Genomic DNA, 22,737 nt, shown 5'->3' with positions numbered 1-22,737 from the left:
GGTGACTTGAAAAGGGGATTTGATTCAGGCTTCAGGTGAGTAAAACGCCATGGCGCCGAACCCCACTCACCTCAGCCCGGGCAGGTCACCCCGGTTCCCCCCAGACCACAATAGCCGGCAGGGTTTTTGTGAAGGTACTGCTGGTGATACTCCTCGGCGTAGAAGAAAGGACCTGCCTTGACGATCTCGGTGGTCACTTCGCCATAGCCGGCGCCCTGCAAAGCCGATGCGTAGAGCTGTCGGGAAGCCTCCGCCTCCTCCAGCTGCTTGTCGGTGGCGCAGTAGATGCCAGAGCGGTACTGGGTACCGATGTCGTTACCCTGACGCATCCCCTGGGTGGGGTTATGGCTCTCCCAGAAGACACGCAACAGGTCACCAAAGCGGACCTCGCCGGGGTGATAGACCACCAGCACCACCTCATTGTGCCCCGTCATCCCGCTGCACACCTCATCATAGGTAGGGTTGGGGGTATAGCCACCGCTGTAACCCACCGCCGTGGTGTAGACCCCGGGCAGCTGCCAGAATTTCCGCTCTGCCCCCCAGAAACAGCCGAGGCCAAACAACACGGCCTCGCAGTCCGGCGGGAAAGGCGCCTGCATACTGGTACCCAGCACCTGGTGACGGGGGTTCAGCCGCATTGGCTGGTCACGCCCAGGCAAGGCCGTCTCCTTTTCCGGCAATTGCAGACGACGCGGATCCCGTGCGAAAAATCCCATGACAAAACTCCAGCTGGCAAATGGTATTGGATGAAATCATACCACTGTCAGCGTGGCCTGAAATCCACTCCGCTGTCCACCGGTTGACCCATCAGCCCGCTGTTTTCCTCTCACCACTAGGTCACAATAGAGCCCTTATTCGCCTGTACTTCTGCCATCCGTTACTCACATGCCACAAACCCCTCGTGATCCCGACCGGGATGACAGCCCACTGGCAGCCATTGACCTGGGCTCCAACAGCTTTCACCTGCTGATCGCACGGCCAGGCCCTGGCGGCCGGGAAGCCGTACATCGCAACAAACAGATGGTGCAGCTGGCCCGCGGGCAAGCGCCTGATGGCCCCCTGACAGAAGCCGCCATCGACCGTGCCGCACAGTGCCTGCGCCAGTTCCGGGACCTGCTGGATCAGTACCAGGTGCAACACTGGCGGGCGGTTGGCACTGAAGCACTGCGTCGCTGTGGCCGGCAGCCTGAGTTTCTTCCCCGCTGGGAACAGATACTGGGTGGACCGATAGAGATCATCAGTCCCGCTGATGAGGCGCGGCTGACCTTTACCGGCCTTAGCAGCGACCCCCTGCTACGCACTCACCGCGGCCAGTTCGCCACCATCGATATCGGTGGGGCCAGCACCGAGATCTGCTGCGGGAGCGCTTTTGCGCTGCAGGAGTGGAAGAGCCTGCCACTGGGGTGTCTCGCCATCGGGGAGCAATTCTTCAGCCATGGCCATCCGCTCTCCGCTGAGGCTTTCAGCGCCGCGGGGGACTACTGCCGCAAACTACTTGATGGCCAGCTGGAGACCTTTCAGCGACCCGCCGCAGAGCTGTGCCTGGGTGCTGCCGGAACCATGAGGGTGATCGCAGAACTGCTTGGTAACACAGGTTATGATGCGATCACTGCCGATGCGTTACAGCAACTGATCACAGAGTGCTGCCGCGATGGTGAATTACCCGCAGCCCTGGGCGACCACCTGCGCTGGGATGTCATTCCCGCTGGCATTGCACTGCTGCACGCACTGCTGGCCCACCTGCCGGGTACGGGGCTACAGCTCTCGGATCGGGGCATCAAGGAAGGAATATTACATAACTTGACCGGACAAACCCTTCCCTCAGCCTCCGATATAAATAATACTAATATTCTATAAAGCGTTTTATCGCAAAAAGAAATTATAAGCAGAACGAAAAATATGAGTCTTAGATATAAAGCCATGCCCCTGTGGGAGGGGTTTCTCTGTCTGTTGCTCGTTGTCAGCGGCCAGGCCTTCGCAGCAGAGACCGGACAGCAATTGGGAGCTGCCCGTTACCAGCAATTCAATAAGCCCGTACTGATCGCCTCGCTCTATGGTCCCTCGTCACCCAAGGCCGACGCAGCGCAAATGATCGAGGGCAAGCAGCCATTCCGCCTGCTGGTGGCACTGGAAACAGACTCCATGTCCCCACGACAGTTCCGCCGCCTGTGGATCGAAGGCGCCGCGGTGAACCTGTCCGCCAGCCAGCTGGCCAACGCCACCAACGATCTGTCGGTATTTACCAGCAGTTTCAAGGGCCGCCTGCAGCGCGGTGACCGCATTGTCATTGATTATGATCCGGCAGCGGGCACCGAAGTCAGCTTTAACGGCACCACCATCGCCGGGAAGGCCGGCGCCAACCTGGGCCCGGTACTGCTGCGCGGCTGGATTGGACAGGTTCCCCTCTCCACCGAATTCAAGACTTCATTGCTGGAGAGCGGTATTTCCGATACTGACCTGCTGCTGACCATGGAGAGCCTGCCACGACGTACATCGGTCGCAGCTGTTGCCTCAGAGCCTGAGCCGGCCGAAGTCAGCGAGCCGGCTGCACCAGTGGCGGAAATCGCTGCCGCCACTGCGCCTGCCGTGGCCAAACCGGCGGCCAAACCCGCCGCGGCTCCGGTCAAGGCAATTCCAGCTCCTGTAGCCAAGGCCAAACCCGCAGTCGTGGCAGCCAAACCCACCCCGGCCCCGGTAGTCACCAAGCCGGAACCTGCACCCAAGGCAGCCCCGGCACAGGTGGCCGTCGCCAAGCCCAAGCCTGCACCCAAGCCGGCCCCTGCCCCTGTTGCAGAAGAGGTCGAAGAGGAAGACATGATCCAGACCGCCGAACAACTGGCGGCGGAGCAACAGTTCTACCAGAAGCTGGTGCGTGAAGTGCGCCACTATCAGACGGTTCCCTTCCAGGCCTTCCAGCGCCAGTGGCAGGATGATGTGCGTTTGCAGGTGACCATTGATCGTCAGGGCAACCTGCAAGGCATTGAGATCCTGAAGCCGTCCCGCTACGACCTGTTCAACAAACAGGCCCGCTCGGCCGTGGAAAAGGCCAGCCCCTTCAGCAAGATCCCGGCAGAACTGGGCATGAAAACCTATACCTTCTCGGTACTGCTGGATTACCGCCTGATGCGTTGATCCCCGACTGCCGCCGGCCTGCAACACTGTTCAGGCCGGCCCTGCCTCCCTGGGCGAACCCGCCCTGGCTCACGCCCCTAGCTCATCACCCCATAAGATCGTTTTGCTCAACCTGTAATGCCCTGGCGATGTTTCTCAGGATTGGCTCCGAAGGCTCCCGCTCACCGCTTTCCATCTGCTGCAGGTAATGGGCACTGATACCCACCGCCTGTGCCAACGCCGACAACTCCATGCCCTTCTGCTGCCGCAATCGGGCCAGCCTGGCGGGTGAAAACTCTGCATCCACACCGGCCTCGCTCCCGACCAGACTTTCCGCTGCTGCCGGAGAATCCGCTGCTGACACTGCCGCTACGCCGCCTTGCAGTTGTTGCAGCCGGTCCAGCAACGCCTCGTACTCCCCATAGGGCAGCACCGCCCACTCCGGACGACCGTCTTTCATAATTACCTGTACATTGTTAACCGCACTGTCGTTAACCACTCTGTCTCTCCGGTTCAGCAAAAGGGGGCAAATTGTAGCACCACTGCCGCCCAAACCCGCTGACATGGTCTGCGGCAGGCGGGTGGTTTAGAATGCGGCGACACTTACGAAAGAGGCGTCACCGTGTTTGTCCGAGTCATACTCCTGGCGGTCATTGTTTTTCTGCTGCTGAGCGCCATCGGTTACCTGAAAAAGCTGCCACCGGAAAAACGCCGCTCCCTGCTGCTGCAGTACGGTCTCTACCTGGTGGCACTGCTGGCCATTCTCCTCGTACTCACCGGCCGCCTGCACTGGATAGGCGCCGTGGTTGCCGCCCTGTTTGCGGTAATCAAAACCCTCGGCCCCCGCTTGCTGGTGCTGCTGCCCGTACTCAGCAAATTGCGGGGCAGCACCTTTGCCAATCCGGTGATCACCACCCGCTACCTGCGGGTCTCTTTCAACCTGAAGAATCGCAGTCTCAGTGGCGAAGTCATTGCCGGTGAACAGCAGGGGCGCAAACTCGAAGACCTGACCGACACCGAGCTGCAACAACTGGTATCCCAATACCAGCGGCTGGATCCTGAATCCGCGCGCCTGCTAAGCGCTTACATTTACCAGTTCCGGCGCCAGCACGGCTCCAGTGACGGACAACAACAGTACAGCAGCAGTAACGGTGGTAATCTGGATCGTCACGAAGCCCTGCAAATCCTGGGATTAGCGGACGACGCCAGTCGCGAGGATATTATCCAGGCTCACCGCCGGCTGATGCAGAAATTGCACCCGGACCGGGGCGGCTCCGACTACCTGGCGGCCAAGATCAATCAGGCCAAGGATTTCCTGCTCAAAACGTGAATGTAACGCGCCAGCTGACGCCAGGGCTCTTCGCGGGACAAGCGTCGCTCCAGCAACAGCTGCTGCTCCGGCTCGTTCTGGCGTGAAGCCGGATCCAGCAGGTAATCGTGAAAACAGCGAATCCCCGAGCAGCACAGACGCTCCAGCGGCAACGCTGCCAACCATCGATCCACCTCGTCCGGCTCCCGCGGCCAGGTTGGTGTGAGGCTGCCGCGATAACCGCGGTAGTCATCATCGATCACCTTGCGGAAGTTGGTGCGTAGCAGGTTCTTCATCTTGATGCTGTTGACGTTGTAATAGCTCAATGACAGGAATCCTCCCGCCCGCAAACCCGCGGTCAGAATCTGCAGCAGTTGTTGCGGTTCCACCACCCACTCCAGCACCGCGTGACAGAGGATCAGGTCAAAGGTTTGGGTCTTCCGGCTCATCTCCGACACATACTCCTGCACCGGGCCATGATGAAAGGTCACCCGCTCCCCCAGCCCCAGCTGGGCGGCCTTTTCCCGGGCCAGTTTCAACATCTCTGCTGACAGGTCACAGATCACCAGTTCGTGGCCCAGTGCTGCCAGCGACAAACCCAACTGGCCCTGGCCACCACCGGCGTCCAGAATCCGCAGGCGCCGGGCATCCGCAGTAAACAACCCGGGCAGAAACTCACGCAGGTCCCGCTCCAGTATTTCCAGGCGGATACGCCCCTTGAGCGTGTCATACACATTGCGTTTAAAGCGATGGGCCAGGTCGTCAAAGTTGCGGTCACTGTCGGCAACACCCGGGGGGATTGCTGGCGGTTTGGACTGGGTCATGGGTGAAGCTCGCCTGATGTTGCTTGATGTTGCCGGTGGGGCCATTAGAATTGGGCGAATTATAGGCCAGCCGGATTTCGTTGGCTGTCTTTCTGTTTACGTCGTCGCGCTGTTTACGTCGTCGCGCTGTTTACGTCGTCAAGCTTGTTTACGTCGTGCCTGGTCGACATGCCTTGGCATTCGCCGCTGCCGGAATACCGTCAATATCATGAAACCCGCCCCAACCGACACCGTATTGCCCCCCTCTGTCAGCGCCGCGGACGGGAGCTGGTGCGTCTATATCATTCTCAGCAGCGACGAACGACTCTATACCGGTATCACCAACAATCTCCCCAAACGCTGGCAGGCCCACAGTAACGGCAGCGGCGCGCGCTTTTTCCGCGGCCGCCGACCGCAAACACTGCTTTACCGGGAACTGCAGGAGAGTCGCTCGAGCGCCAGCAAACGGGAATACGAGATCAAACAACTGAAGCGCGACGCCAAACTGGCGCTGATAGCGACGCAACAGCACCTCGACTGGCACTCGCTGCTGGGGCTGGACAAGGAGTAACCGGCCTGTGTCCCGTCCGCTCTGCCCACACTGCCAGCTGCCCTTCGCCCGCTGCCACTGCCACTGGATCACGCCAGTCGCCAACCGGATGCCGGTGATTGTCTGGCAACACCCCGGCGAGCAGGGCCACGCCAAAGGCACGGTGCAGTTATTGCGCGACAGCTTGCAGCAGTGCACGATGATCGTGGCGGAAACCCTGCCTGCCGGGCAGCTCCCTTGCAGCCGCCCCCTGCTGCTCTTCCCGGAGCCCGCCGCCGGCAACGGGACATCGGCTGCCGCCAATACCACAGCCGCCGACGCCCTGCTGGTTATCGATGGCACCTGGCGCAAGGCGCGCAAGATCCTGCATCTCAACCCCTGGCTGCTGTCGCTGCCACGCCTCTCCCTGCCCTCGCAACTGCCCTCTCTCTACCGTATTCGCCGTGCAGAAAAAGAGGGCCAACTTTCTACCCTGGAGGCCGTATGTCACGCCCTCCAAACCCTTGAGCAGGCACCGGAGCAATACGCAAAGTTGCTGCAGGCCTTTGCCGGCTACCAGCAACAACTGCAAAAGTTGCGCGAATCTCCCGATCCCGCCCCGTGACCCGGGCGAGCCCCCTAAGTTACACTGGGGTTTCAATTACGTAGCATCCGCCGTCCGCAGCATTGAGGTTTTGGGAATGACAGCAGCACACCCCGCATTTGAGAAGCTCCGCAGCCAGACCATTGAGTCCCTGCAGGTAACCGTCGAGGAGTACCGGCACCGGGCTACCGGCGCGCAGCATATTCACATTGCGGCCGACAACAACGAGAACGTGTTTCTGGTGGCCCTGCGCACGGTGCCCCACGACTCCACCGGGGTGGCCCACATTCTCGAGCACACCGCCCTCTGCGGCAGCGAAAAGTATCCGGTGCGCGATCCCTTCTTCATGATGATCCGCCGCTCCCTCAATACCTTTATGAACGCCTTCACCAGTTCTGACTGGACCGCTTACCCTTTTGCCAGTCAGAACCGCAAGGACTTCAACAACCTGCTGGACGTCTACCTGGACGCGGTGTTTTTCTCCCGCCTTGATCCACTGGACTTTGCCCAGGAGGGACACCGCTTTGATTTTGCCGAGAGCGGCAACCCGGAGTCGGAGCTGGTTTACAAGGGTGTGGTGTACAACGAGATGAAAGGCGCCATGAGCTCCGTACCGTCGCAGCTGTGGCAGACCCTGTGTAAATACCTGTTCCCCACCACCACTTACCACTACAACAGCGGTGGTGACCCGGACGAAATCCCGCAGCTCAGCTACGAGCAGCTGCAGAACTTCTACAAGACCCACTACCACCCCAGCAACGCCGTCTTCATGACCTATGGCGACATTCCCGTGCAGGAGCTGCAGGAGCGTTTTGAGGAGCAGGCCCTGAGCCGCTTTGACCGTCTCGACAGCCAGATTTCCGTACCCGACGAACGCCGTTACCTGGCACCGGTCAGGGTGGAAGAGGCCTACCCGCTGAGCGAGGAAGGTGAACTGGAGCGTCGTGGTCACACGGTGATTGCCTGGCTGCTGGGCAAGGCCACCAACCTGCAGGAGAGCCTGCAGGCACAACTGCTGTCGAGCATCCTGCTGGACAACAGCGCCTCACCGCTGCAGCACGCACTGGAAACCACAGAGCTGGGTAACGCCCCCTCCCCCCTCTGCGGCCTTGATGATTCACAGAAAGAGCTGACCTTTATCTGTGGTCTGGAAGGCTGTGAGCCGGCCGACGCCGACAAGGTGGAGGAGCTGGTACTGTCAGTAATCCAGCAGGTGGCAGCCGAAGGGGTTCCCTACGAGCAACTGCTGGCGGCCTTGCAGCAACTGGAACTGCACCAGCGGGAAGTGGGTGGCGACAGCTACCCCTACGGCCTGCAGATCATTATGACTGCCCTCACATCAGCAACACACCGCGGCGACCCGATTGCCCTGCTCAATCTCGATCCCACCCTGGAAGCGCTGCACGAGGACATTAAGGACCCGGAATTTATCAAGCGCCTGGCGCAGCAGCTGCTGCTGGATAACCAGCACCGTGTACGCCTCACCCTGCGTCCCGACGCGCAATTGGGCGAACGCAAGGAGCAGGCCGAAAAAGCCCGCCTGGCCAGCATCCGCAGCCAGCTGAGTGAAGAGGCCAAAGCCGCCATCGTGGCCCAGGCCCACGCTCTGGAAGAGCGCCAGCAGCGGGTGGACGACCCCGGTATCCTGCCCAAGGTGGGGCTTGAGGATATTCCTGCGGCCATGCACTACACACCCAGTGACAGCGTCGAACAACTGCCCAACACCCTTACCAGTTACGCCGCCGGCACCAATGGCATTGTCTATCAACAGATTATCCTTGACCTGCCCGAGCTCTCCGACGAGCAGCTGGAACTGCTCTCCTGCTACGGCATGTTCCTCACCGAGCTGGGCATCGGCGACAAGAGCTATCTGGACGTACAACGCTGGCAGGCCCAGGTAGCCGGCTCCATCAGTGCCTTTACCTCCATACGCGGTGCCAGCGACGACGTGCAGAATGTGCAGGCCAGGCTGACCCTGTCTGCCAAATCCCTGCGCGAGCAGCAGCCGGCCCTGTGCGAACTGATGTGGGCCACGCTGAACGATGTGCGCTTTGACGAACACTCCCGACTGCGGGAGCTGGTGGCCCAGGTCAGGGCCCGCCGCGAACAGAGCGTCACCGGCAACGGCCATGGCCTTGCCATGGCCGCCGCCTCCGCCGGCATGAGCCCGTCAGCACTGGTCTCACACAGACTCAACGGTCTCGAAGGGATACGCCGCTTCAAGAGCCTGGACAAGGCGTTGCAGGACGACGCCCAGCTGCGGGATTTCGCCAGCCAGCTGCAGGCCCTGCACGAACAGCTGCAAAGTGCCCCCCGGCAGTATCTGGTGGTGGCCGAGAAAGAGTCGCTGGACGGCTATCAGCAGGTGATCCGTGAACAGTGGCCTTCCGCCGAGCCGCTGCCCCAAACCCCATTCAGTCTGGCGCCGGTGAGCGCGCAGGTGAAAGAAGCCTGGCTGGCCAACACCCAGGTCAACTTCTGCGCCAAGGCCTACCCTACTGTGCCCATGGATCATCCCGATGCCGCCGCCCTGACTGTGCTGGGAGGCTTCCTGCGCAACGGCTACCTGCACCGCGCCATCCGTGAACAGGGCGGAGCCTACGGTGGAGGCGCCAGCCAGGACAGCAATATTGCCGCCTTCCGCTTTTTCTCCTATCGCGATCCGCGCCTGGAAGAGACCCTGCAGGACTTCGACCGTGCGGTGGAGTGGTTGCTCGCCAAAGAGCACGACTTTGCCGCCCTGGAAGCGGCGATCCTCGGTGTGGTCAGTTCGCTGGACAAGCCCAGCTCACCAGCCGGTGAAGCGAAGCAGACTTTCCAGGCAGAGCTGTTCGGGCGGGACAAGGCCAGGCGCGAGCTGTTCCGCCAGCGCATCCTGCAGGTCAGCATTGACGATCTCAAGCGGGTGGCTGCAACCTATCTGCAGGCGGACAAGGCCAGTGTGGCGGTGGTCACCAGCAGCGGCAATCGCGAGCGGGTCGCTCAACTGGGGCTGGAGGTGCTCAGCCTCTGACGAGGCTGCCAGATTGCGGGCCGGCCTCAGGCAGGCTCGCAATCGTCCGGCACAAAGGCCAGCAAGGCATTACACAGGCTGGCCGGTGTTACCGGTTTGCTGAGGTAATCATTCATACCCGCCGCCAGACACCTCTCCCGATCTCCCTGCATGGCATGGGCGGTCATGGCGATAATCGGCAGCTGCTGCAGCTCAGGTACTTCACGGATACACAGGGTTGCCTGATAGCCATCCATATTGGGCATTTCCATATCCATCAGGATGGCATCAAAGCGGTGACCGGCGCCGTTCAGCGCTTCCAGTGCCAGCAGCCCATCCGCCGCCACTTCCGCCTCCACCCCGAAACGGGCCAGCATACCCAGCGCCACCTTCTGATTGACCACATTGTCTTCCACCACCAGCACCCGCATGCCCTGCAGGCGCCGGGTGTCGCTGTGTGACAAGGTAACCCCCACCGACGGCGACACAGAGCGTACCAACAGGGACTGCAGCTTTTCCGGAGTCAGTGGCCGGGTACGGAAAATGACGCCAGGCAAGGCGGCACTGAGGCGCTCCACCCGGTGAATCTGTGTGACGCACACCACTTGTGGGGGCTGCTGTAATACCTGCAGCCGCTGCTGCAACTGCTCCAGTTGCGATGGTGTCGCACAGTTGTCGTCCACCATCAGGAAGTGGGGACTACCCTCCCCGGCCAATTGTTGCGGATCGGTCATCAGCTCCGGCAGCGAACGCCGACGGACACCGGCACTGCCCATACGCTGCAACAGGTGCAGGGTCGCCACTGCATGTTCGCCATCCTCATCGACCACAGTAAAGCGCGCGTCTGCGGCGACATCGTTTCTCACCGTCAACGCACAGCTCACCGGCAGCCGCACCCGGAACTCACTGCCTTCCTGCAGCGTGCTGCTCAACTCGATGACACCGCCCATCAACTCCACCAGGTGTTTACAGATCACCAACCCCAGGCCGGTGCCGCCGAAACGACGGGTCACAGAGCCGTCGCCCTGGGCAAAGGGTTTGAACAGTTGCCGCTGTATCTCCTGCGCAATACCGATACCCGTATCCCGCACACGGATCTCCAGCTCACCGGCCGCCCCCATCTGCAGGGTCATGTACACCCCGCCCCGGGAGGTAAATTTTACGGCGTTACTGAGCAGGTTCAGCATCACCTGCTGCAAGCGGGTGCGGTCACCCCGAATGTGCTCAGGCACATCCGGGTGAATATCAAACACCAGTGCCAGCCCCTTCTGTTGTGCCTTGAGGGCGAGCATATTGGAGAGGCCACTGACCAGCGCTGACAGGTCAACACGCTCTTCATCGAGGCGCATTTTGCCGGCCTCAATCTTCGAGAAATCGAGAATGTCATCAATGATACGCAGCAATGAGCCTGCGGCGTCGTCGATATGCTGTACGTTACTGTGCTGCTCCTGCGACAACTGCCCCTCCAGCAACAAGCTGGAGAGCCCCATAATGGCATTCATCGGGGTGCGTATTTCATGGCTCATGCGCGCCAGGAATTCACTCTTCGCCTGACTCGCGGCGCTGGCCTCAATCCGCGCCTGCTCCAGGCTCGCCAGCGCGTGCTTGAATTCGGTGATATTGGTATTCACACCCACCACCCGGGTGACATTGCCCTGCCCGTCGAATTCGGTTTTGGTGGCGCGCGCCATCACCCAGACAACAGAACCATTCTTGTGGCAGAGGCGAAACTCGCAGTTCAGGGTGGCCACATCCGATGCGAAAAACTGCAGGAACTGCCCCCGCAGGCGCTCCTTGTCATCCGGGTGAACAATCTCGAAGCACTGCTGCCAACCATCGGGAAATTCGGACTGATGGCGACCAATCATCTGGTAGTAGCCCTGGCTGGCATAGAGCGCGTCCCGGGCCAGGTCGATATCCCAGATGCCATCCTGGGTCGCCTCCATGGCAAACTGAAAGCGGTGGCGGCTCTCCTCCAGGTCGCGAACAAGCGTGGTGCGGAAAATCACCAGCGAGAGGATCCGCGCCAGCTCCTGGGCCAGCTCCAGCAGCTCCTCATCCCACTGCTGCTCCTGCGCCGACATCACCGACAGCACACCCTGCACCTGTTGATCGTGGTAGAGGGGAATAAGGATCGCCTGCTCAATCCCCAACAACTGGCGGATATGTTTCTGCCGCCCGGTATGGGCATCGGTATTGCGACGCAGCAGTACCCCCTGCCGGGGCAGAATCCCCCCCAGCTGTTTCTGCATCAAGGCCTCATAATCGGCCGGCAGCACCTCCAGGAAAGGCTGCAAATCGCCGGCATGCCACTCGGCAGCAATGCTGTACAGGCCGGTGACCTGGTCCCGCAACCGCAGGTAGCCCCGATTAGCACCAAATTGCTCACAGAGCTCCCGCAGTGAGTGCCGGATCACCGCCTCACTGCCATTTTCAAACAGCTGCCCACTGACCGACCGCAGCCAGTCAGCACGCTGGCGGCGACGTTCCGTCTCCTGCTGCAGCAGTTTCAGCTCATGAATATCGAAGACACTGCCCACCATCTGCCGGGCCATACCCGTGTCGTCCCAATCAAATGCCCGCCCCTGGATTTTTACCCAACGATAGTGACCGCCGGCGTGAAGCAAGCGGCATTCGAGCTGATAGGTTTTCGGGGAGGTGAGGACACTGGCCAGTTCGCGGGTAATGTAGCTGCGGTCGTCCGGGTGCACCAGATCACGGGCATTGGCGGACGCATTCTGGAAGCTGACGCTACCGGCCTCCCCTTGCGGGTCGTAGCCAAGCATACGCCAGAGGCTGTCTGTCAGATGGGTTTCAAAGTTATTGGCGCTCCAGAGAATGTATCCGATACCGGATGCCTCCAGCATTCGCACCAGTTGTGCATGATCCATTGCAGCCAGATCGCTGCCGTCCAATCCCCCGCCCGGGTAAGCCGATGGCCCGCCGTCGTTAATCACCTCTGTGCCCCTCGATACGTTCTTTGGGCAAGCACTCCGGCTTGCCAGAACTATTATTATTCTCAGGCCTGTTACGGCCCGTTTATTATTTTTGTGTGTCAGCCTGTCGCCATAGAGTATCCCTGCCGCTGGCAGAGTCAAACGCAAAATTACCAATCTGACTAATAATTAACCTCTGCAGCGGTATTAATTTACGCCACGGCCCGCACCCCTTACACTGCCGCCTTTTCCCGCTGGCCCGTACCCCGGAGCGCACCGCATGGTAGAAATTGGACAATTCAACAACCTGACCATCGATAAAATGGTGGACTTCGGCGCGTTTCTCGATGGTGGCCGCTACGGGCGCATCCTGCTGCCCAAACGCTACCTGCCGGAAGGCAAGCAGGTTGGCGACACACTGCGGGTCTTTATCTACCTCGATTCCGAGGATCAGTTGATCGCCACCACCGAGACCCCGAAACTGGTGCGTGGCGCCTGTGCCTGGCTCAAGGTGACGGACGTCAACCGCTATGGTGCCTTTCTGGACTGGGGCCTGCCCAAGGACCTGCTGGTACCGTTCAAGGAGCAGAACAAACCCATGGAGCTGGGACGCTCCTATGTGGTCACGCTCTACCTCGACAACCAGGAGCGGCTGGTGGCCAGCAGTCGCCTGAGCCGCCACATCCCGGAGACATCACGCTACCTGAAGCCACAGCAACCCGTCTCGCTGCTGGTCTGCGGGCGCACCGAACTGGGGTATAAGGTGGTCATTGAGGGCAACTGTCTCGGCCTGCTGTTTCGCGATGACGCCTTCAAGCCGCTCAAGTACGGCCAGCAGGTGAAGGGGTACATCAAGGATGTGCGCCCCGACGGCAAGGTGAATGTCAGCCTGCAGCTGCCACCCATCCAGCAGCGGGAGCAACTGACCGAGCAGATTATTGCCAACCTGCGCGCCAACGGCGGCCACTCACCCCTCACCGACAGCAGTGCGCCGGACGACATCTATCACGTCTACAGTGTCAGCAAGAAGACCTACAAGAAAGCCATCGGCCAGCTCTACAAGGAGCGCCGTATCGACATTGGCGAGGACGGTATCACCCTTCTGGATAACGCTCGCTGAAACAGTGGGGAAACAGCTGGCGTCGCTGCCCGGCACTGAGGTTGCGCAGGGTTTCCATATTGGTTTCGGGGATGGCGTCGGCGTCCGGGTAGCGATCCAGCATCGCCTCGAGCCGGTCTTCCCGGATCAGGTGCAGCAGCGGATAGGGTGAGCGATTGGTCCAGTTCTCCACATCATCCTCTGCTGCGCCGGCGAAACAGTAATCCGGGTGAAAACTTGCCACCTGGAAAATCCCCTCCCAGCCGGCGCTGGCAAGCAGCGCATCCACCCAGTCGAGAAACTGGTTGTAGTCTGCAAAATCACTGAGCTGGTCGGGCAAAATCAGCAGGCTGGTCTCCAGTTCGGGGTGCTCGTCCAGATAACCCAGCTCCTGCGCCAACACCTCCAGTATCCCCTCTTCCCCCCGCTCGCTGACCACCCGGTAGCGAATCTGCTGGCGACGCATGGGAGCCGCCGCAAAGGGACAGAGATTCAGTCCCACCACCACCTGCTGCAGCCAGCTCTGTACCTGCTGCACCACGACGTCGTGATTTTCCGCGGATATATGATCACTACTGCTCATGAGTAAACGCCCTGCTTCCCGACACATCAGACCCGGCACGGGCCTGAAGAGGCGCACAGTTTACCGCCAAAAGCGTGTTTTGCCTCGCTAAACCAGGCCTGGAATGGGGGGGGGAGAACCGGAGGAAGAGAAGCTCACCCCTGTAAAGACGACCCGGGCAAAGACTGCCCGGGTGCGGGAGGGACACCAGCGGCCGGATCAGCCGGTCAGTTCAAGACCCTGCAACAGCTCCTGCAACTCCGGCAGGCAGGCGGGATCGTCAATGGTGGACGGTACGGTGTACTCTTCGCCGTCAGCCATCTGCCGCAGCAGCTTGCGCAGGATTTTGCCGGAACGGGTTTTGGGCAGGCGGTTCACCACCAGGTTGGTCTTGAAACAGGCCAGCGCGCCGATGGTTTCACGCATCATGGCGATCACCTCTTTCTGCAGCGCCTCAGGGTCAATCTCCACACCATCCTTCAGCAGCACCAGGCCCACAGGCAACTGACCCTTAAGCTCGTTGCTGACACCGATAACGGCACACTCAGCCACGGCCGGATGGCCTGCCAGAACCTCTTCCATTTCACCGGTGGAGAGACGGTGGCCGGCCACGTTGATAACGTCATCGGTGCGACCCATGATGAAGACGTAGCCGTCTTCATCCTTGTAGCCGCCGTCACCGGAAACGTAGTAACCCTCGTACTGGGAAAGGTAGCCCGCACGGAAACGATCAAAGTTACCCCAGATGGTAGGCAGGCAGCTCGGTGGCAGTGGCAGCTTGACCGCTACCGCACCCTGCTGGTTGGGGCCCACTTCGTGACCGCTCTCATCCAGGATCTGTACGTTGTAGCCCGGCATGGGCAGGGTTGCACTGCCGGCCTTGGCCGCCATGGTCTCAATGCCGGTGGGGTTGCCGGCAATGGCCCAGCCGGTTTCTGTCTGCCACCAGTGATCCACCACTGGCACACCCAGCAGGTCTTTTACCCAGTGATAGGTGGGCGGATCCAGACGCTCGCCCGCCATAAATACGGTTTCCAGGCAGGAGAGATCGTAACCCTGCAGGCATTTGGATTCCGGATCTTCTTTCTTGATCGCGCGGAACGCAGTAGGTGCAGAGAACAACGCCTTGACCCGGTATTCGTCCACCACCCGCCAGAAAGCGCCGGCGTCGGGGGTTTTCACAGGTTTGCCTTCGTAGAAGACAGAGGTCACACCCGCCAGCAGCGGCGCGTAGACAATGTAGGAGTGGCCCACCACCCAGCCCACGTCGGACGCGGCCCAGAACACCTCTCCGGGGTTCATGTTGTAGAGCATCTTCATGCTGTAGTGCATGGCAACGGCATGACCGCCGTTATCCCGAACCACCCCCTTGGGCTTACCGGTGGTACCGGAGGTATAGAGAATATAGAGGGGATCGGTGGCACTGACCGGCACACAGTCGGCCGGTGCTGACGCAGCCACCAGGGTATTCCAGTCGTGATCACGCCCTTCAGTCAGAGGGGCAGTAGCCTGTGGGCGCTGCAATACCACGCAGGACTGTGGCTTGTGTTCCGCCAGGTCGATTGCCTTGTCCAGCAGGGGCTTGTACTCGATCACCCGCCCTACCTCAATACCGCAGGAGGCAGACAACACCACCTTGGGCTGCGCATCATCAATACGCACCGCCAGCTCATGGGCCGCGAACCCACCAAATACTACCGAGTGCACCGCACCCAAACGTGCGCAGGCCAGCATCGCCATGGCCGCCTGCGGCACCATGGGCATATAGATCAGGACCCGGTCACCTTTGGTGACGCCGAGAGCAACCAGAGCCCCGGCCAGCTGTGCAACGTCACGCTGCAGCTCGGCAAAGGTAATCGCCTGCTTGCTGTTGGTTACCGGGGAGTCGTAGTAGAAGGCTACCTGGTCACCGCGACCTTCAGCGACATGATGGTCCACGGCCATGTGACAGGTGTTCATCACCCCGTCGACAAACCAGCGATCCATACCATTTTCATCTTTACCCAAAATCCGGGTAGGCGCCTGATACCAGTCCAGTGCTGCCGCCTTCTCGGCCCAAAATGATTCAGGCTGATCAATGGAGCGGCGATATTCACTCAGGTAAGTCATAGTCTTCTGTGCTCATTCTGATAATTATGGGTGTAATCTCACAGCCCATCAGCTTACCCAGACCGACTTTCAGCGCCAATAAGACGATGGTCGAAGATTGTTGCAAAGCCCTTGATTTACAACACCTTCCTCACGCCATTCGGACCATGCCATTTAGCCCATGCCATTGCCGGCTACAGGTAAAATCTCAGCTCGCGCAGATACGCCTGCAGCGCCTTGCGGTTGTCCTCCCCCGCACGCCATAGTGCCTTGGTCAACGCATCCTGCTTTTCCAGCGCCGGATCACTGTACTGATAGAAAACGTGGGGGCGCTCCAGCTCGGCGACCGCAGGGGCTTCCGGCACAGCCAATATGCGGGTAACCGCTTCATCCACCCGCTCTGCAAAGGTGCCGGTTTTACCCAGCTCCGCGTAGGCCTGCTCCAGTGTCGGCAACCAGGCGCGGTAGTAGCGACCCATGGTGCGGGGCGGTATGACCCGGATGGCATCCAGCATGGCGGTCAGGCGCTCATCGTTGCTGTCTGCTGCCAGGAAGTGCTCCACCTCGGCGGCGCCGGGTTCACCCGCGGGTACCACCGCAAACGGCGGCAACGGATAGTTCCAGGGGGTGTGGCGCCGGGGCACCTCACCACCGGCCATCATGTCCACGGCCAACACCCACTTGCGCACCTGCTCTTCGGGCAGCAACCACTGCCCCAGGGTTGGCGACAATTGGGCAACCACCTCGGCCACGGTGCCGTCACTGTCATTGAGCTTTTCCGGTACCGGCACTTCAGGCTCCGGCTCAGGAACCTCTTCGGCCACCACCTCCTCTTCCGCTACCGGCTCCATCTCGCCGACCTCCAATGGAGCTGCCGGTGGTTCCACACTGCCCACCACCTCCGGCACCTCCTCCGGGCTGTCCTTCATACTCAACAGCCAGCCCGCCAGGCCGCCCACCACTACCGCCACGGCCAACGCAATAATCCAGTTCTTCATACCCTCTCCCCTGTTGTTGGTCTCTGCTGCTCGCTATCCGCTAGATGGGACGCTGTAAGTAACAATAAGTTTCTGCTCAATTATGATCGTTTTAAGGCGATTTATAGCCCGGATGCGGGGCTATGACGCAGATCAAGCCCGAATGCGCTCTCTTTGCCTAGACTTAAACCGCCAAATAATAACCACGGCAGGAAGCTCACTATGAACGATAAGATGAAAGAAGCCCTCAAACGAACCTCCGAGTTGCTGGAGCAGATTGAAGAGACCGTTGAGGAAAGGATAGATGAACTGCCCAAAGACGCTCGCAAACTGTGGACCCACGCCCGCTTCCATGTCACCAGCCTGGGAGACCACCTGCGCGACGCCAGTGCACAACTGGAAGGCTCCATGGATCACGCCGCCCTGCAGGCCCACCTGGCCACCATGGATGCCTATGACCACTGGCAGCAACTGCAGGAGACCGTCGGCCATGTCCTGGGGCAGGCCAAACGGGAAGCCGGGGCGGAAGTCGACTACGCCCGGCTGCAGGCTCACCTCGCCGCCATGAACAGCCGGGATTATCTCGGCGAGAAAGAGCAGGAAATCAGTGACGAGTACAACAAGGCCCGCACCCAGCTGGAGGCCAAAACCCTGCAGATGGCCACCGACCTGCAACAGAAGTTTGAAGGGTTGATTAACGGCCTGCCGCGCTGAACAGCGCGGCCCCGGTTTCCTTTATATAGACAGCAAGTACGTCAGGGGGTAATTTCCCGGCCACCCAGGGTGGCGGCCAGATCATCCAGTTGACTGCATGTGGCATCAAAACCATCTTTCGCGGTCAGGGAATAGACCGCAGCGACGCTATCAGAGCCACGATGCAAATGGGCCTTTACGCCGGGCACCTCCCCGCTCTTGAGCCGATTCAGGAAGCGGTTTGCCAGCTGGCCGCTGTCAAACCCGTAGACTACAGTTACCCTCATCGCTCTCCCCCTGTTCCAGTTCGATTACTGCCATGCGGCCACCCCGGGCTATGCCGCGCGGCCGGGACTCTACCAGAATCAGGCGGCGATACCACTAGCGAAGGCCAATCCCCGACGCCCCTCCGGGCCCGGGCGGGGATGCCCTGAAAAATTCACGTTGCGCCCCCTTCTAGCAACCCCGCTATGCCTGTATACTTCGCGCTTTATTTTTCGCCCTGCCATATCGAGAATCGCAATGACAGACTTATCCAAGTACAGAAATATCGGTATCTTCGCCCACGTTGACGCCGGTAAGACCACTACTACCGAGCGTATCCTCAAGCTCACCGGTAAAATCCACAAGATCGGCGACGTGCACGATGGTGCTGCGACCACCGACTTCATGGAGCAGGAAGCCGAGCGCGGTATTACCATTCAGTCCGCCGCGACCACCTGTTTCTGGAAAGATCACCGGATGAACATCATCGATACTCCCGGGCACGTGGATTTTACCGTTGAGGTATACCGCTCCCTGAAAGTTCTCGATGGCGGCATCGGCGTATTCTGTGGTTCCGGCGGCGTTGAGCCCCAGTCCGAAACCAACTGGCGCTACGCGAACGACTCTGAAGTATCCCGCCTGATCTTCATCAACAAGCTGGATCGCATGGGTGCCGACTTCTACAAGGTTGTGGCGCAGGTGAAAAAAGTGCTGGCGGCCAACCCGCTGGTTATGACCCTGCCTATCGGCGTAGAAGACGAGTTCTGCGGCGTTGTTGACGTTCTGACCCAGAAAGCCTACATCTGGGACGAGTCCGGCCAGCCAGAAAACTACGAAGTTACCGACATCCCTGCCGACATGGTCGAAAAGGCTGCCGAGTACCGTGAAATGCTGATCGAGACTGCCGTAGAGCAGGACGATGACCTGATGGAAGCCTACATGGAAGGCGAAGAGCCATCCATTGAGCAGATCAAAGCCTGTATCCGCAAGGGTACCCGCGACCTGGCCTTCTTCCCAACCTTCTGTGGCTCCGCCTACAAGAACAAGGGTATCCAGCTGGTTCTGGACGGCGTTGTTGACTACCTGCCCTCCCCAACCGAAGTTGACCCACAGGATCTGACTGATCCCGAGACCGGTGAGCCCACTGGCGACAAAGCCATTGTTTCTGCCGACGAGCCCCTGCGCGCGCTGGCATTCAAGATCATGGACGACCGTTTCGGCGCCCTGACCTTCGTACGCATCTACTCCGGCAAGCTGAACAAGGGTGACACCATCCTCAACTCCGCCACCGGCAAGACCGAGCGTATCGGCCGTATGGTAGAGATGCACGCCAACGACCGTACCGAGATTTCCAGTGCCCAGGCCGGTGACATTATTGCCATCGTGGGTATGAAGAACGTCCAGACCGGTCACACCCTGTGCTCTACTGACCACGAGTGCACCCTGGAACCCATGATCTTCCCTGAGCCAGTGATCTCCATCGCGGTTAAGCCTAAAGACAAGGCTGCTACCGAGAAGATGGGTATTGCCATCGGTAAACTGGTTGCCGAAGACCCCTCCTTCCAGGTTGAGACCGACGAAGATTCCGGTGAAACCATTCTGAAAGGTATGGGCGAGCTGCACCTGGACATTAAAGTTGACATCCTCAAGCGTACTTACGGCGTTGAGCTGGAAGTGGGTGCTCCTCAGGTGGCTTACCGTGAAACCATCACCAAGGCCATCGAAGACAGCTACACCCACAAGAAGCAGTCCGGTGGTTCCGGTCAGTTCGGTAAGATTGACTACCGCATCCGTCCGAACGAGCCAGGCACTGGCTACACCTTCGAATCCACTGTTGTGGGCGGTAACGTTCCGAAGGAATTCTTCCCGGCCGTCGAGAAAGGCTTCCGCCTGATGATGAACGAAGGCCCTCTGGCTGGCTTCCCGATGCTGGACGTACACGTCGAGCTGTTCGACGGTGGCTACCACGCGGTTGACTCCTCTGCGATTGCATTTGAAATCGCTGCCAAGGGCGCCTATCGCCAGAGCATGCCGAAAGCCGGTCCTCAGCTGATCGAGCCGATCATGAAAGTTGACGTGTTCTCTCCGGAGGACAACGTGGGTGACGTGATTGGTGACCTGAACCGTCGTCGCGGCATGATCAAGGATCAGGAACCAGCCTCTACCGGCGTACGCATCAAGGCGGATGTACCTCTCGCCGAGATGTTTGGCTACATTGGTTCACTGCGTACCATGACCTCCGGTCGCGGCCAGTTCTCCATGGAGTTCAGCCACTACAACTCATGTCCTCAGCAGGTAGCCGACAAGGTTATCGCTGAAGCCAAGGCTCGCAAAGAAGCTGCCAAGAAGTAATCTTCTTCAAGCTTTGCTGCTTAAAAACACCCGCCCCGGCGGGTGTTTTTGTTTGTGGCTGGTGAGAATTCAGATGGGGAGACCGAGCCAGTGCGGGCGCGCAGACTCAGCGAAAGTGAAGAGTGGTCAGAGCGCGACACCCTGCTGCTGCAACCACTGCTGCAACTGGGGCAAGGGCAAGGCCCCGGACATACGTGCCACCTCCCTGCCCTGACGGAAAAGAATGAGGGTTGGAATCGAGCGAATCTTCCAGCGACCCGCGACCCCTTGCTCCACCTCGGTATTAAGCTTGGCCAGCCGCAACTTTGTCTGCCACTGGCTTGCGGCCTGATCAAAAATCGGCGCAAAGGTTTTGCAGGGGCCACACCAGGAGGCCCAGCAGTCCACCAACACAGGCAGATCGTTGTGATTCAGTACCGCGGCAACATTGGCGCTGCTTAGCTGCAGAGGGCGATTGCTGAGCACCGGTTTCTTGCACTTGCCACATACAGGTCTATCCCCGAGGCGCTCCTGCGGCAGGCGGTTTTTGGAGCCGCAGTGACTACAGGTTACGTGCACAATACTCATCGACAACCTCTCCGACAGGCTTCAGTGTGGGTGCAACTGACGAATCAGCTGCGGAATCTCTTCCGGGTGCATCACCGTATGATGGGGCTCAATACCCAGCTCGGCATCCAGCGGCTGCTGATGCCGGATCCACACCGAGGTGATCTCGCTGTTATGGGCACCGGCGATATCCGCCGCTAGGCTGTCACCCACATGGATGGCCTCGTGCGGCTCACAAGCGGCCAACTGCAGGGCCTTGGCGAAGATGGAGCGCGCAGGCTTCTGCTCCGGCTCCTGCCCACCGATAATCACGTGATCCACGTAATCGGCCATCCGCACCCGCTCCACCTTGGGCACCTGGGAAAACTCCGGCCCATTGGTAATGACCACCAGCGTAAAAAACTGTCGTGCATTGCGCAGGAACTCCGCGATACCGGGATAAAAATCAAAGGCATCAATACGGTCCTGATCAAACCGGCTCTGCAGGAAATCGGCCTGCTCGCCCGTGACATCGCCTACGCCCTGCAGCTGCAGCAAATCGCGAATCAGCTGCACACGAAACACCCCCTCTCCCTCGCCTTCCGCAATGGGCAGATAGCGCGCGCGCTCACCCTCAGTCCAATCCCGGTAAATGCCCTTGATATAGCTCGCCGCAAACTGCTGGCCGTTGACGCGATCCGGGAAGCAACCCTCCACCGCTGCGGCCAGTTTTTCAGTGGCTATACGATTGGCTTTGCGGGTATCGCACAGGGTGTCATCCATATCAAAAAAGAGGGCTTTTAACATCGGCGGTATCTTGGGTCTGTAGATGGGCGGGCTATTGTAACGCATCCTGCCGACAGGTTTCAGTGGCGCACCCCCTCAGCCAGCTATGGTCACTCCCTCTATACAGTAAAGCTGTCGCACCCTGACTGCCCTATTAACTGACAGGCCCAGCTTAAAACCCGGGGATAGTAATCCGCCTGTAACACAAACTCCTGGCCCCTGGCTGCACTGTGCAGATAGCAGTGCCCACCCTGCCGACGCCAGACCCCGGGGTTGTGATGATAGCTGAGAGGAGGCAAGTCATTGTCGGGGTAGAAGCCTGCAGGAAGCCGCCACTGTCGCGGACTGACGCAGTCCGGATCGGACAACTGCAGCGACCCTGCAAAATGGGTAAACACACCGGCACCGGCGGCATTCTGCCGCACGCCGTTCACCACCAGCTGCCGGCGACCGACGTAGAGCGTGTTGTTGGTGAGCTGCTGCTGCAGATGGGGATGCCCCGCCAGCCACAAACGTTCCGTAGCGGTCAGTTCCGCCACAGGGCACACCCTGTCCACCTGCAGCCAACCCCAAAGCACATGCCTTGCCGGTTCCGCACGCCGGAACTGCCAGCGCCCACGAAAGCGCTCTACGGGCCGGAAGAGGCCAAAGAAGAGAAACAGGTCCCCGGCACCTACCAGCTGGTTGCGCAGATGTCCCTGGGCGCTGCCCGCCTGCCCCAGGGAAGGCCGCCAACCCTCTGGCCTGGGCAGCGCAGACGCTCGCAAATCCGGGTCCAGGTGGGCTCCCAGCCTCGAGGCATGGCGACGCCCGGTCAGCTGGCTGACCAATCCCTTAGACGCAATACCCGCAGGCGCGAGATCACAGTAGCGCACGGCAGCCGCCGCATCCGGTATGGGTAATGAATAGAGTTGCCCATCAGGAAACAACGGGCTCGGGCAGCCGCCGGATGAGGAATCAAAACCCTTGCGACTGAGGATAATCTTCACGCCAGCGCACCACCTGCCTGATCGACGGTCTAATCTGGTAAATAGAGCTAGCCTGAATGTCATGCGTCAAAACAGCGGCGCACACCCTGATCTACGCTACTCCGGAAACGAGGGCATT

At 60.0% G+C, this 22,737-nt stretch carries 20 protein-coding genes; 9 read left to right on the top strand and 11 right to left on the bottom strand.

Going from position 1 to position 22,737, the window contains the following annotated elements; translation table 11 throughout:
• Positions 1-71: 71 nt before the first annotated feature.
• Complete coding sequence (gene msrA, locus GSF27_RS01770; protein ID WP_160965104.1) at positions 72-716, bottom strand: peptide-methionine (S)-S-oxide reductase MsrA; 645 nt, start codon at positions 714-716, stop codon at positions 72-74.
• Between the two features lie 169 nt (positions 717-885).
• On the opposite strand from msrA, the gene GSF27_RS01765 reads away from it, so the two are divergent.
• Positions 886-1,857: a Ppx/GppA phosphatase family protein gene (locus tag GSF27_RS01765; RefSeq protein ID WP_160965102.1), complete on the top strand. Its 972-nt coding sequence runs from the start codon at positions 886-888 to the stop codon at positions 1,855-1,857.
• A gap of 42 nt (positions 1,858-1,899) precedes the next feature.
• Complete coding sequence (locus tag GSF27_RS01760; RefSeq protein ID WP_160965100.1) at positions 1,900-3,132, top strand: TonB family protein; 1,233 nt, start codon at positions 1,900-1,902, stop codon at positions 3,130-3,132.
• Positions 3,133-3,217: 85 nt separating this feature from the next.
• On the opposite strand, the gene GSF27_RS17955 is transcribed toward GSF27_RS01760, so the two are convergent.
• On the bottom strand, positions 3,218-3,610 hold the full coding sequence (locus GSF27_RS17955) for a helix-turn-helix transcriptional regulator (protein WP_202410234.1): 393 nt from the start codon (positions 3,608-3,610) through the stop codon (positions 3,218-3,220).
• A 123-nt stretch (positions 3,611-3,733) separates the two neighbouring features.
• Between GSF27_RS17955 and GSF27_RS01750 the strand changes: the two genes are divergently transcribed.
• The gene (locus tag GSF27_RS01750; RefSeq protein WP_160965096.1) at positions 3,734-4,441 is read left to right on the top strand and encodes a DnaJ domain-containing protein; all 708 of its coding nucleotides are present in this window, start codon (positions 3,734-3,736) and stop codon (positions 4,439-4,441) included.
• Here the strand turns inward: GSF27_RS01750 and GSF27_RS01745 are convergent.
• Entirely contained in the window at positions 4,411-5,244 is an 834-nt protein-coding gene (locus GSF27_RS01745; RefSeq protein ID WP_160965094.1) for a methyltransferase domain-containing protein, read from the bottom strand. The genes GSF27_RS01750 and GSF27_RS01745 overlap by 31 nt on opposite strands.
• A gap of 208 nt (positions 5,245-5,452) precedes the next feature.
• On the opposite strand from GSF27_RS01745, the gene GSF27_RS01740 reads away from it, so the two are divergent.
• From GSF27_RS01740 to GSF27_RS01730, 3 genes are all read left to right on the top strand, one after another.
• On the top strand, positions 5,453-5,794 hold the full coding sequence (locus tag GSF27_RS01740; protein WP_160965092.1) for a GIY-YIG nuclease family protein: 342 nt from the start codon (positions 5,453-5,455) through the stop codon (positions 5,792-5,794).
• Between the two features lie 7 nt (positions 5,795-5,801).
• Positions 5,802-6,377, top strand: a complete 576-nt coding sequence (locus GSF27_RS01735) for a tRNA-uridine aminocarboxypropyltransferase (RefSeq protein ID WP_160965090.1) — start codon at positions 5,802-5,804, stop codon at positions 6,375-6,377.
• 76 nt (positions 6,378-6,453) lie between these two features.
• Entirely contained in the window at positions 6,454-9,369 is a 2,916-nt protein-coding gene (locus tag GSF27_RS01730; RefSeq protein ID WP_160965088.1) for an insulinase family protein, read from the top strand.
• Between the two features lie 26 nt (positions 9,370-9,395).
• On the opposite strand, the gene GSF27_RS01725 is transcribed toward GSF27_RS01730, so the two are convergent.
• On the bottom strand, positions 9,396-12,239 hold the full coding sequence (locus GSF27_RS01725; RefSeq protein ID WP_160965086.1) for a PAS domain-containing protein: 2,844 nt from the start codon (positions 12,237-12,239) through the stop codon (positions 9,396-9,398).
• 325 nt (positions 12,240-12,564) lie between these two features.
• Here GSF27_RS01725 and GSF27_RS01720 point away from each other — a divergent pair, with 325 nt between their 5' ends.
• Positions 12,565-13,404, top strand: a complete 840-nt coding sequence (locus GSF27_RS01720) for a S1 RNA-binding domain-containing protein (protein WP_160965084.1) — start codon at positions 12,565-12,567, stop codon at positions 13,402-13,404.
• On the opposite strand, the gene GSF27_RS01715 is transcribed toward GSF27_RS01720, so the two are convergent.
• The 3 genes from GSF27_RS01715 to GSF27_RS01705 all read right to left on the bottom strand — a co-directional run bounded on the left by GSF27_RS01715 (position 13,379) and on the right by GSF27_RS01705 (position 17,031).
• Positions 13,379-13,966, bottom strand: a complete 588-nt coding sequence (locus GSF27_RS01715; protein ID WP_160965082.1) for a DUF1415 domain-containing protein — start codon at positions 13,964-13,966, stop codon at positions 13,379-13,381. The genes GSF27_RS01720 and GSF27_RS01715 overlap by 26 nt on opposite strands.
• 198 nt (positions 13,967-14,164) lie before the next feature.
• Complete coding sequence (locus tag GSF27_RS01710) at positions 14,165-16,054, bottom strand: propionyl-CoA synthetase (RefSeq protein WP_160965080.1); 1,890 nt, start codon at positions 16,052-16,054, stop codon at positions 14,165-14,167.
• Positions 16,055-16,227: 173 nt separating this feature from the next.
• Positions 16,228-17,031, bottom strand: a complete 804-nt coding sequence (locus tag GSF27_RS01705) for a DUF3014 domain-containing protein (protein WP_160965078.1) — start codon at positions 17,029-17,031, stop codon at positions 16,228-16,230.
• A gap of 201 nt (positions 17,032-17,232) precedes the next feature.
• Here GSF27_RS01705 and GSF27_RS01700 point away from each other — a divergent pair, with 201 nt between their 5' ends.
• A complete protein-coding gene (locus GSF27_RS01700) occupies positions 17,233-17,724 on the top strand; it encodes a hypothetical protein (protein WP_160965076.1) in 492 nt (163 codons plus the stop codon).
• Positions 17,725-17,765: 41 nt separating this feature from the next.
• Here the strand turns inward: GSF27_RS01700 and GSF27_RS01695 are convergent, their stop codons facing one another.
• Complete coding sequence (locus tag GSF27_RS01695) at positions 17,766-17,990, bottom strand: hypothetical protein (protein WP_160965074.1); 225 nt, start codon at positions 17,988-17,990, stop codon at positions 17,766-17,768.
• Positions 17,991-18,225: 235 nt separating this feature from the next.
• Between GSF27_RS01695 and fusA the strand changes: the two genes are divergently transcribed.
• A complete protein-coding gene (gene fusA / locus GSF27_RS01690; protein ID WP_160965072.1) occupies positions 18,226-20,319 on the top strand; it encodes an elongation factor G in 2,094 nt (697 codons plus the stop codon).
• 126 nt (positions 20,320-20,445) lie between these two features.
• Here the strand turns inward: fusA and trxC are convergent, their stop codons facing one another.
• From trxC to GSF27_RS01675, 3 genes are all read right to left on the bottom strand, one after another.
• Entirely contained in the window at positions 20,446-20,886 is a 441-nt protein-coding gene (gene trxC, locus GSF27_RS01685; RefSeq protein ID WP_160965070.1) for a thioredoxin TrxC, read from the bottom strand.
• A 21-nt stretch (positions 20,887-20,907) separates the two neighbouring features.
• Positions 20,908-21,651, bottom strand: a complete 744-nt coding sequence (locus GSF27_RS01680) for an HAD family hydrolase (RefSeq protein WP_160965068.1) — start codon at positions 21,649-21,651, stop codon at positions 20,908-20,910.
• A gap of 98 nt (positions 21,652-21,749) precedes the next feature.
• Positions 21,750-22,619 (bottom strand): hypothetical protein, encoded by an 870-nt coding sequence (locus GSF27_RS01675; protein WP_160965066.1) that lies wholly within the window; start codon positions 22,617-22,619, stop codon positions 21,750-21,752.
• Positions 22,620-22,737: the final 118 nt, after the last annotated feature.

The sequence above is a fragment of the Pseudomaricurvus sp. HS19 genome (assembly GCF_009857815.1).
Taxonomy (GTDB): Bacteria; Pseudomonadota; Gammaproteobacteria; order Pseudomonadales; family Cellvibrionaceae; genus Pseudomaricurvus.
The sequence above is the reverse complement of the archived record's forward strand: the minus strand, read 5'-3'. Positions and strand labels throughout refer to the sequence as shown.

Coding starts and splice junctions, on each gene's coding strand:
- msrA (WP_160965104.1), bottom strand. CDS start 716: ATGGGATTTTTCGCACGGGATCCGCGTCGTCTGCAATTGCCGGAAAAG.
- GSF27_RS01765 (WP_160965102.1), top strand. CDS start 886: ATGCCACAAACCCCTCGTGATCCCGACCGGGATGACAGCCCACTGGCA.
- GSF27_RS01760 (WP_160965100.1), top strand. CDS start 1,900: ATGAGTCTTAGATATAAAGCCATGCCCCTGTGGGAGGGGTTTCTCTGT.
- GSF27_RS01745 (WP_160965094.1), bottom strand. CDS start 5,244: ATGACCCAGTCCAAACCGCCAGCAATCCCCCCGGGTGTTGCCGACAGT.
- GSF27_RS01740 (WP_160965092.1), top strand. CDS start 5,453: ATGAAACCCGCCCCAACCGACACCGTATTGCCCCCCTCTGTCAGCGCC.
- GSF27_RS01730 (WP_160965088.1), top strand. CDS start 6,454: ATGACAGCAGCACACCCCGCATTTGAGAAGCTCCGCAGCCAGACCATT.
- GSF27_RS01725 (WP_160965086.1), bottom strand. CDS start 12,239: ATGGATCATGCACAACTGGTGCGAATGCTGGAGGCATCCGGTATCGGA.
- GSF27_RS01720 (WP_160965084.1), top strand. CDS start 12,565: ATGGTAGAAATTGGACAATTCAACAACCTGACCATCGATAAAATGGTG.
- GSF27_RS01715 (WP_160965082.1), bottom strand. CDS start 13,966: ATGAGCAGTAGTGATCATATATCCGCGGAAAATCACGACGTCGTGGTG.
- GSF27_RS01710 (WP_160965080.1), bottom strand. CDS start 16,054: ATGACTTACCTGAGTGAATATCGCCGCTCCATTGATCAGCCTGAATCA.
- GSF27_RS01705 (WP_160965078.1), bottom strand. CDS start 17,031: ATGAAGAACTGGATTATTGCGTTGGCCGTGGCGGTAGTGGTGGGCGGC.
- GSF27_RS01700 (WP_160965076.1), top strand. CDS start 17,233: ATGAACGATAAGATGAAAGAAGCCCTCAAACGAACCTCCGAGTTGCTG.
- GSF27_RS01695 (WP_160965074.1), bottom strand. CDS start 17,990: ATGAGGGTAACTGTAGTCTACGGGTTTGACAGCGGCCAGCTGGCAAAC.
- fusA (WP_160965072.1), top strand. CDS start 18,226: ATGACAGACTTATCCAAGTACAGAAATATCGGTATCTTCGCCCACGTT.
- trxC (WP_160965070.1), bottom strand. CDS start 20,886: ATGAGTATTGTGCACGTAACCTGTAGTCACTGCGGCTCCAAAAACCGC.
- GSF27_RS01680 (WP_160965068.1), bottom strand. CDS start 21,651: ATGTTAAAAGCCCTCTTTTTTGATATGGATGACACCCTGTGCGATACC.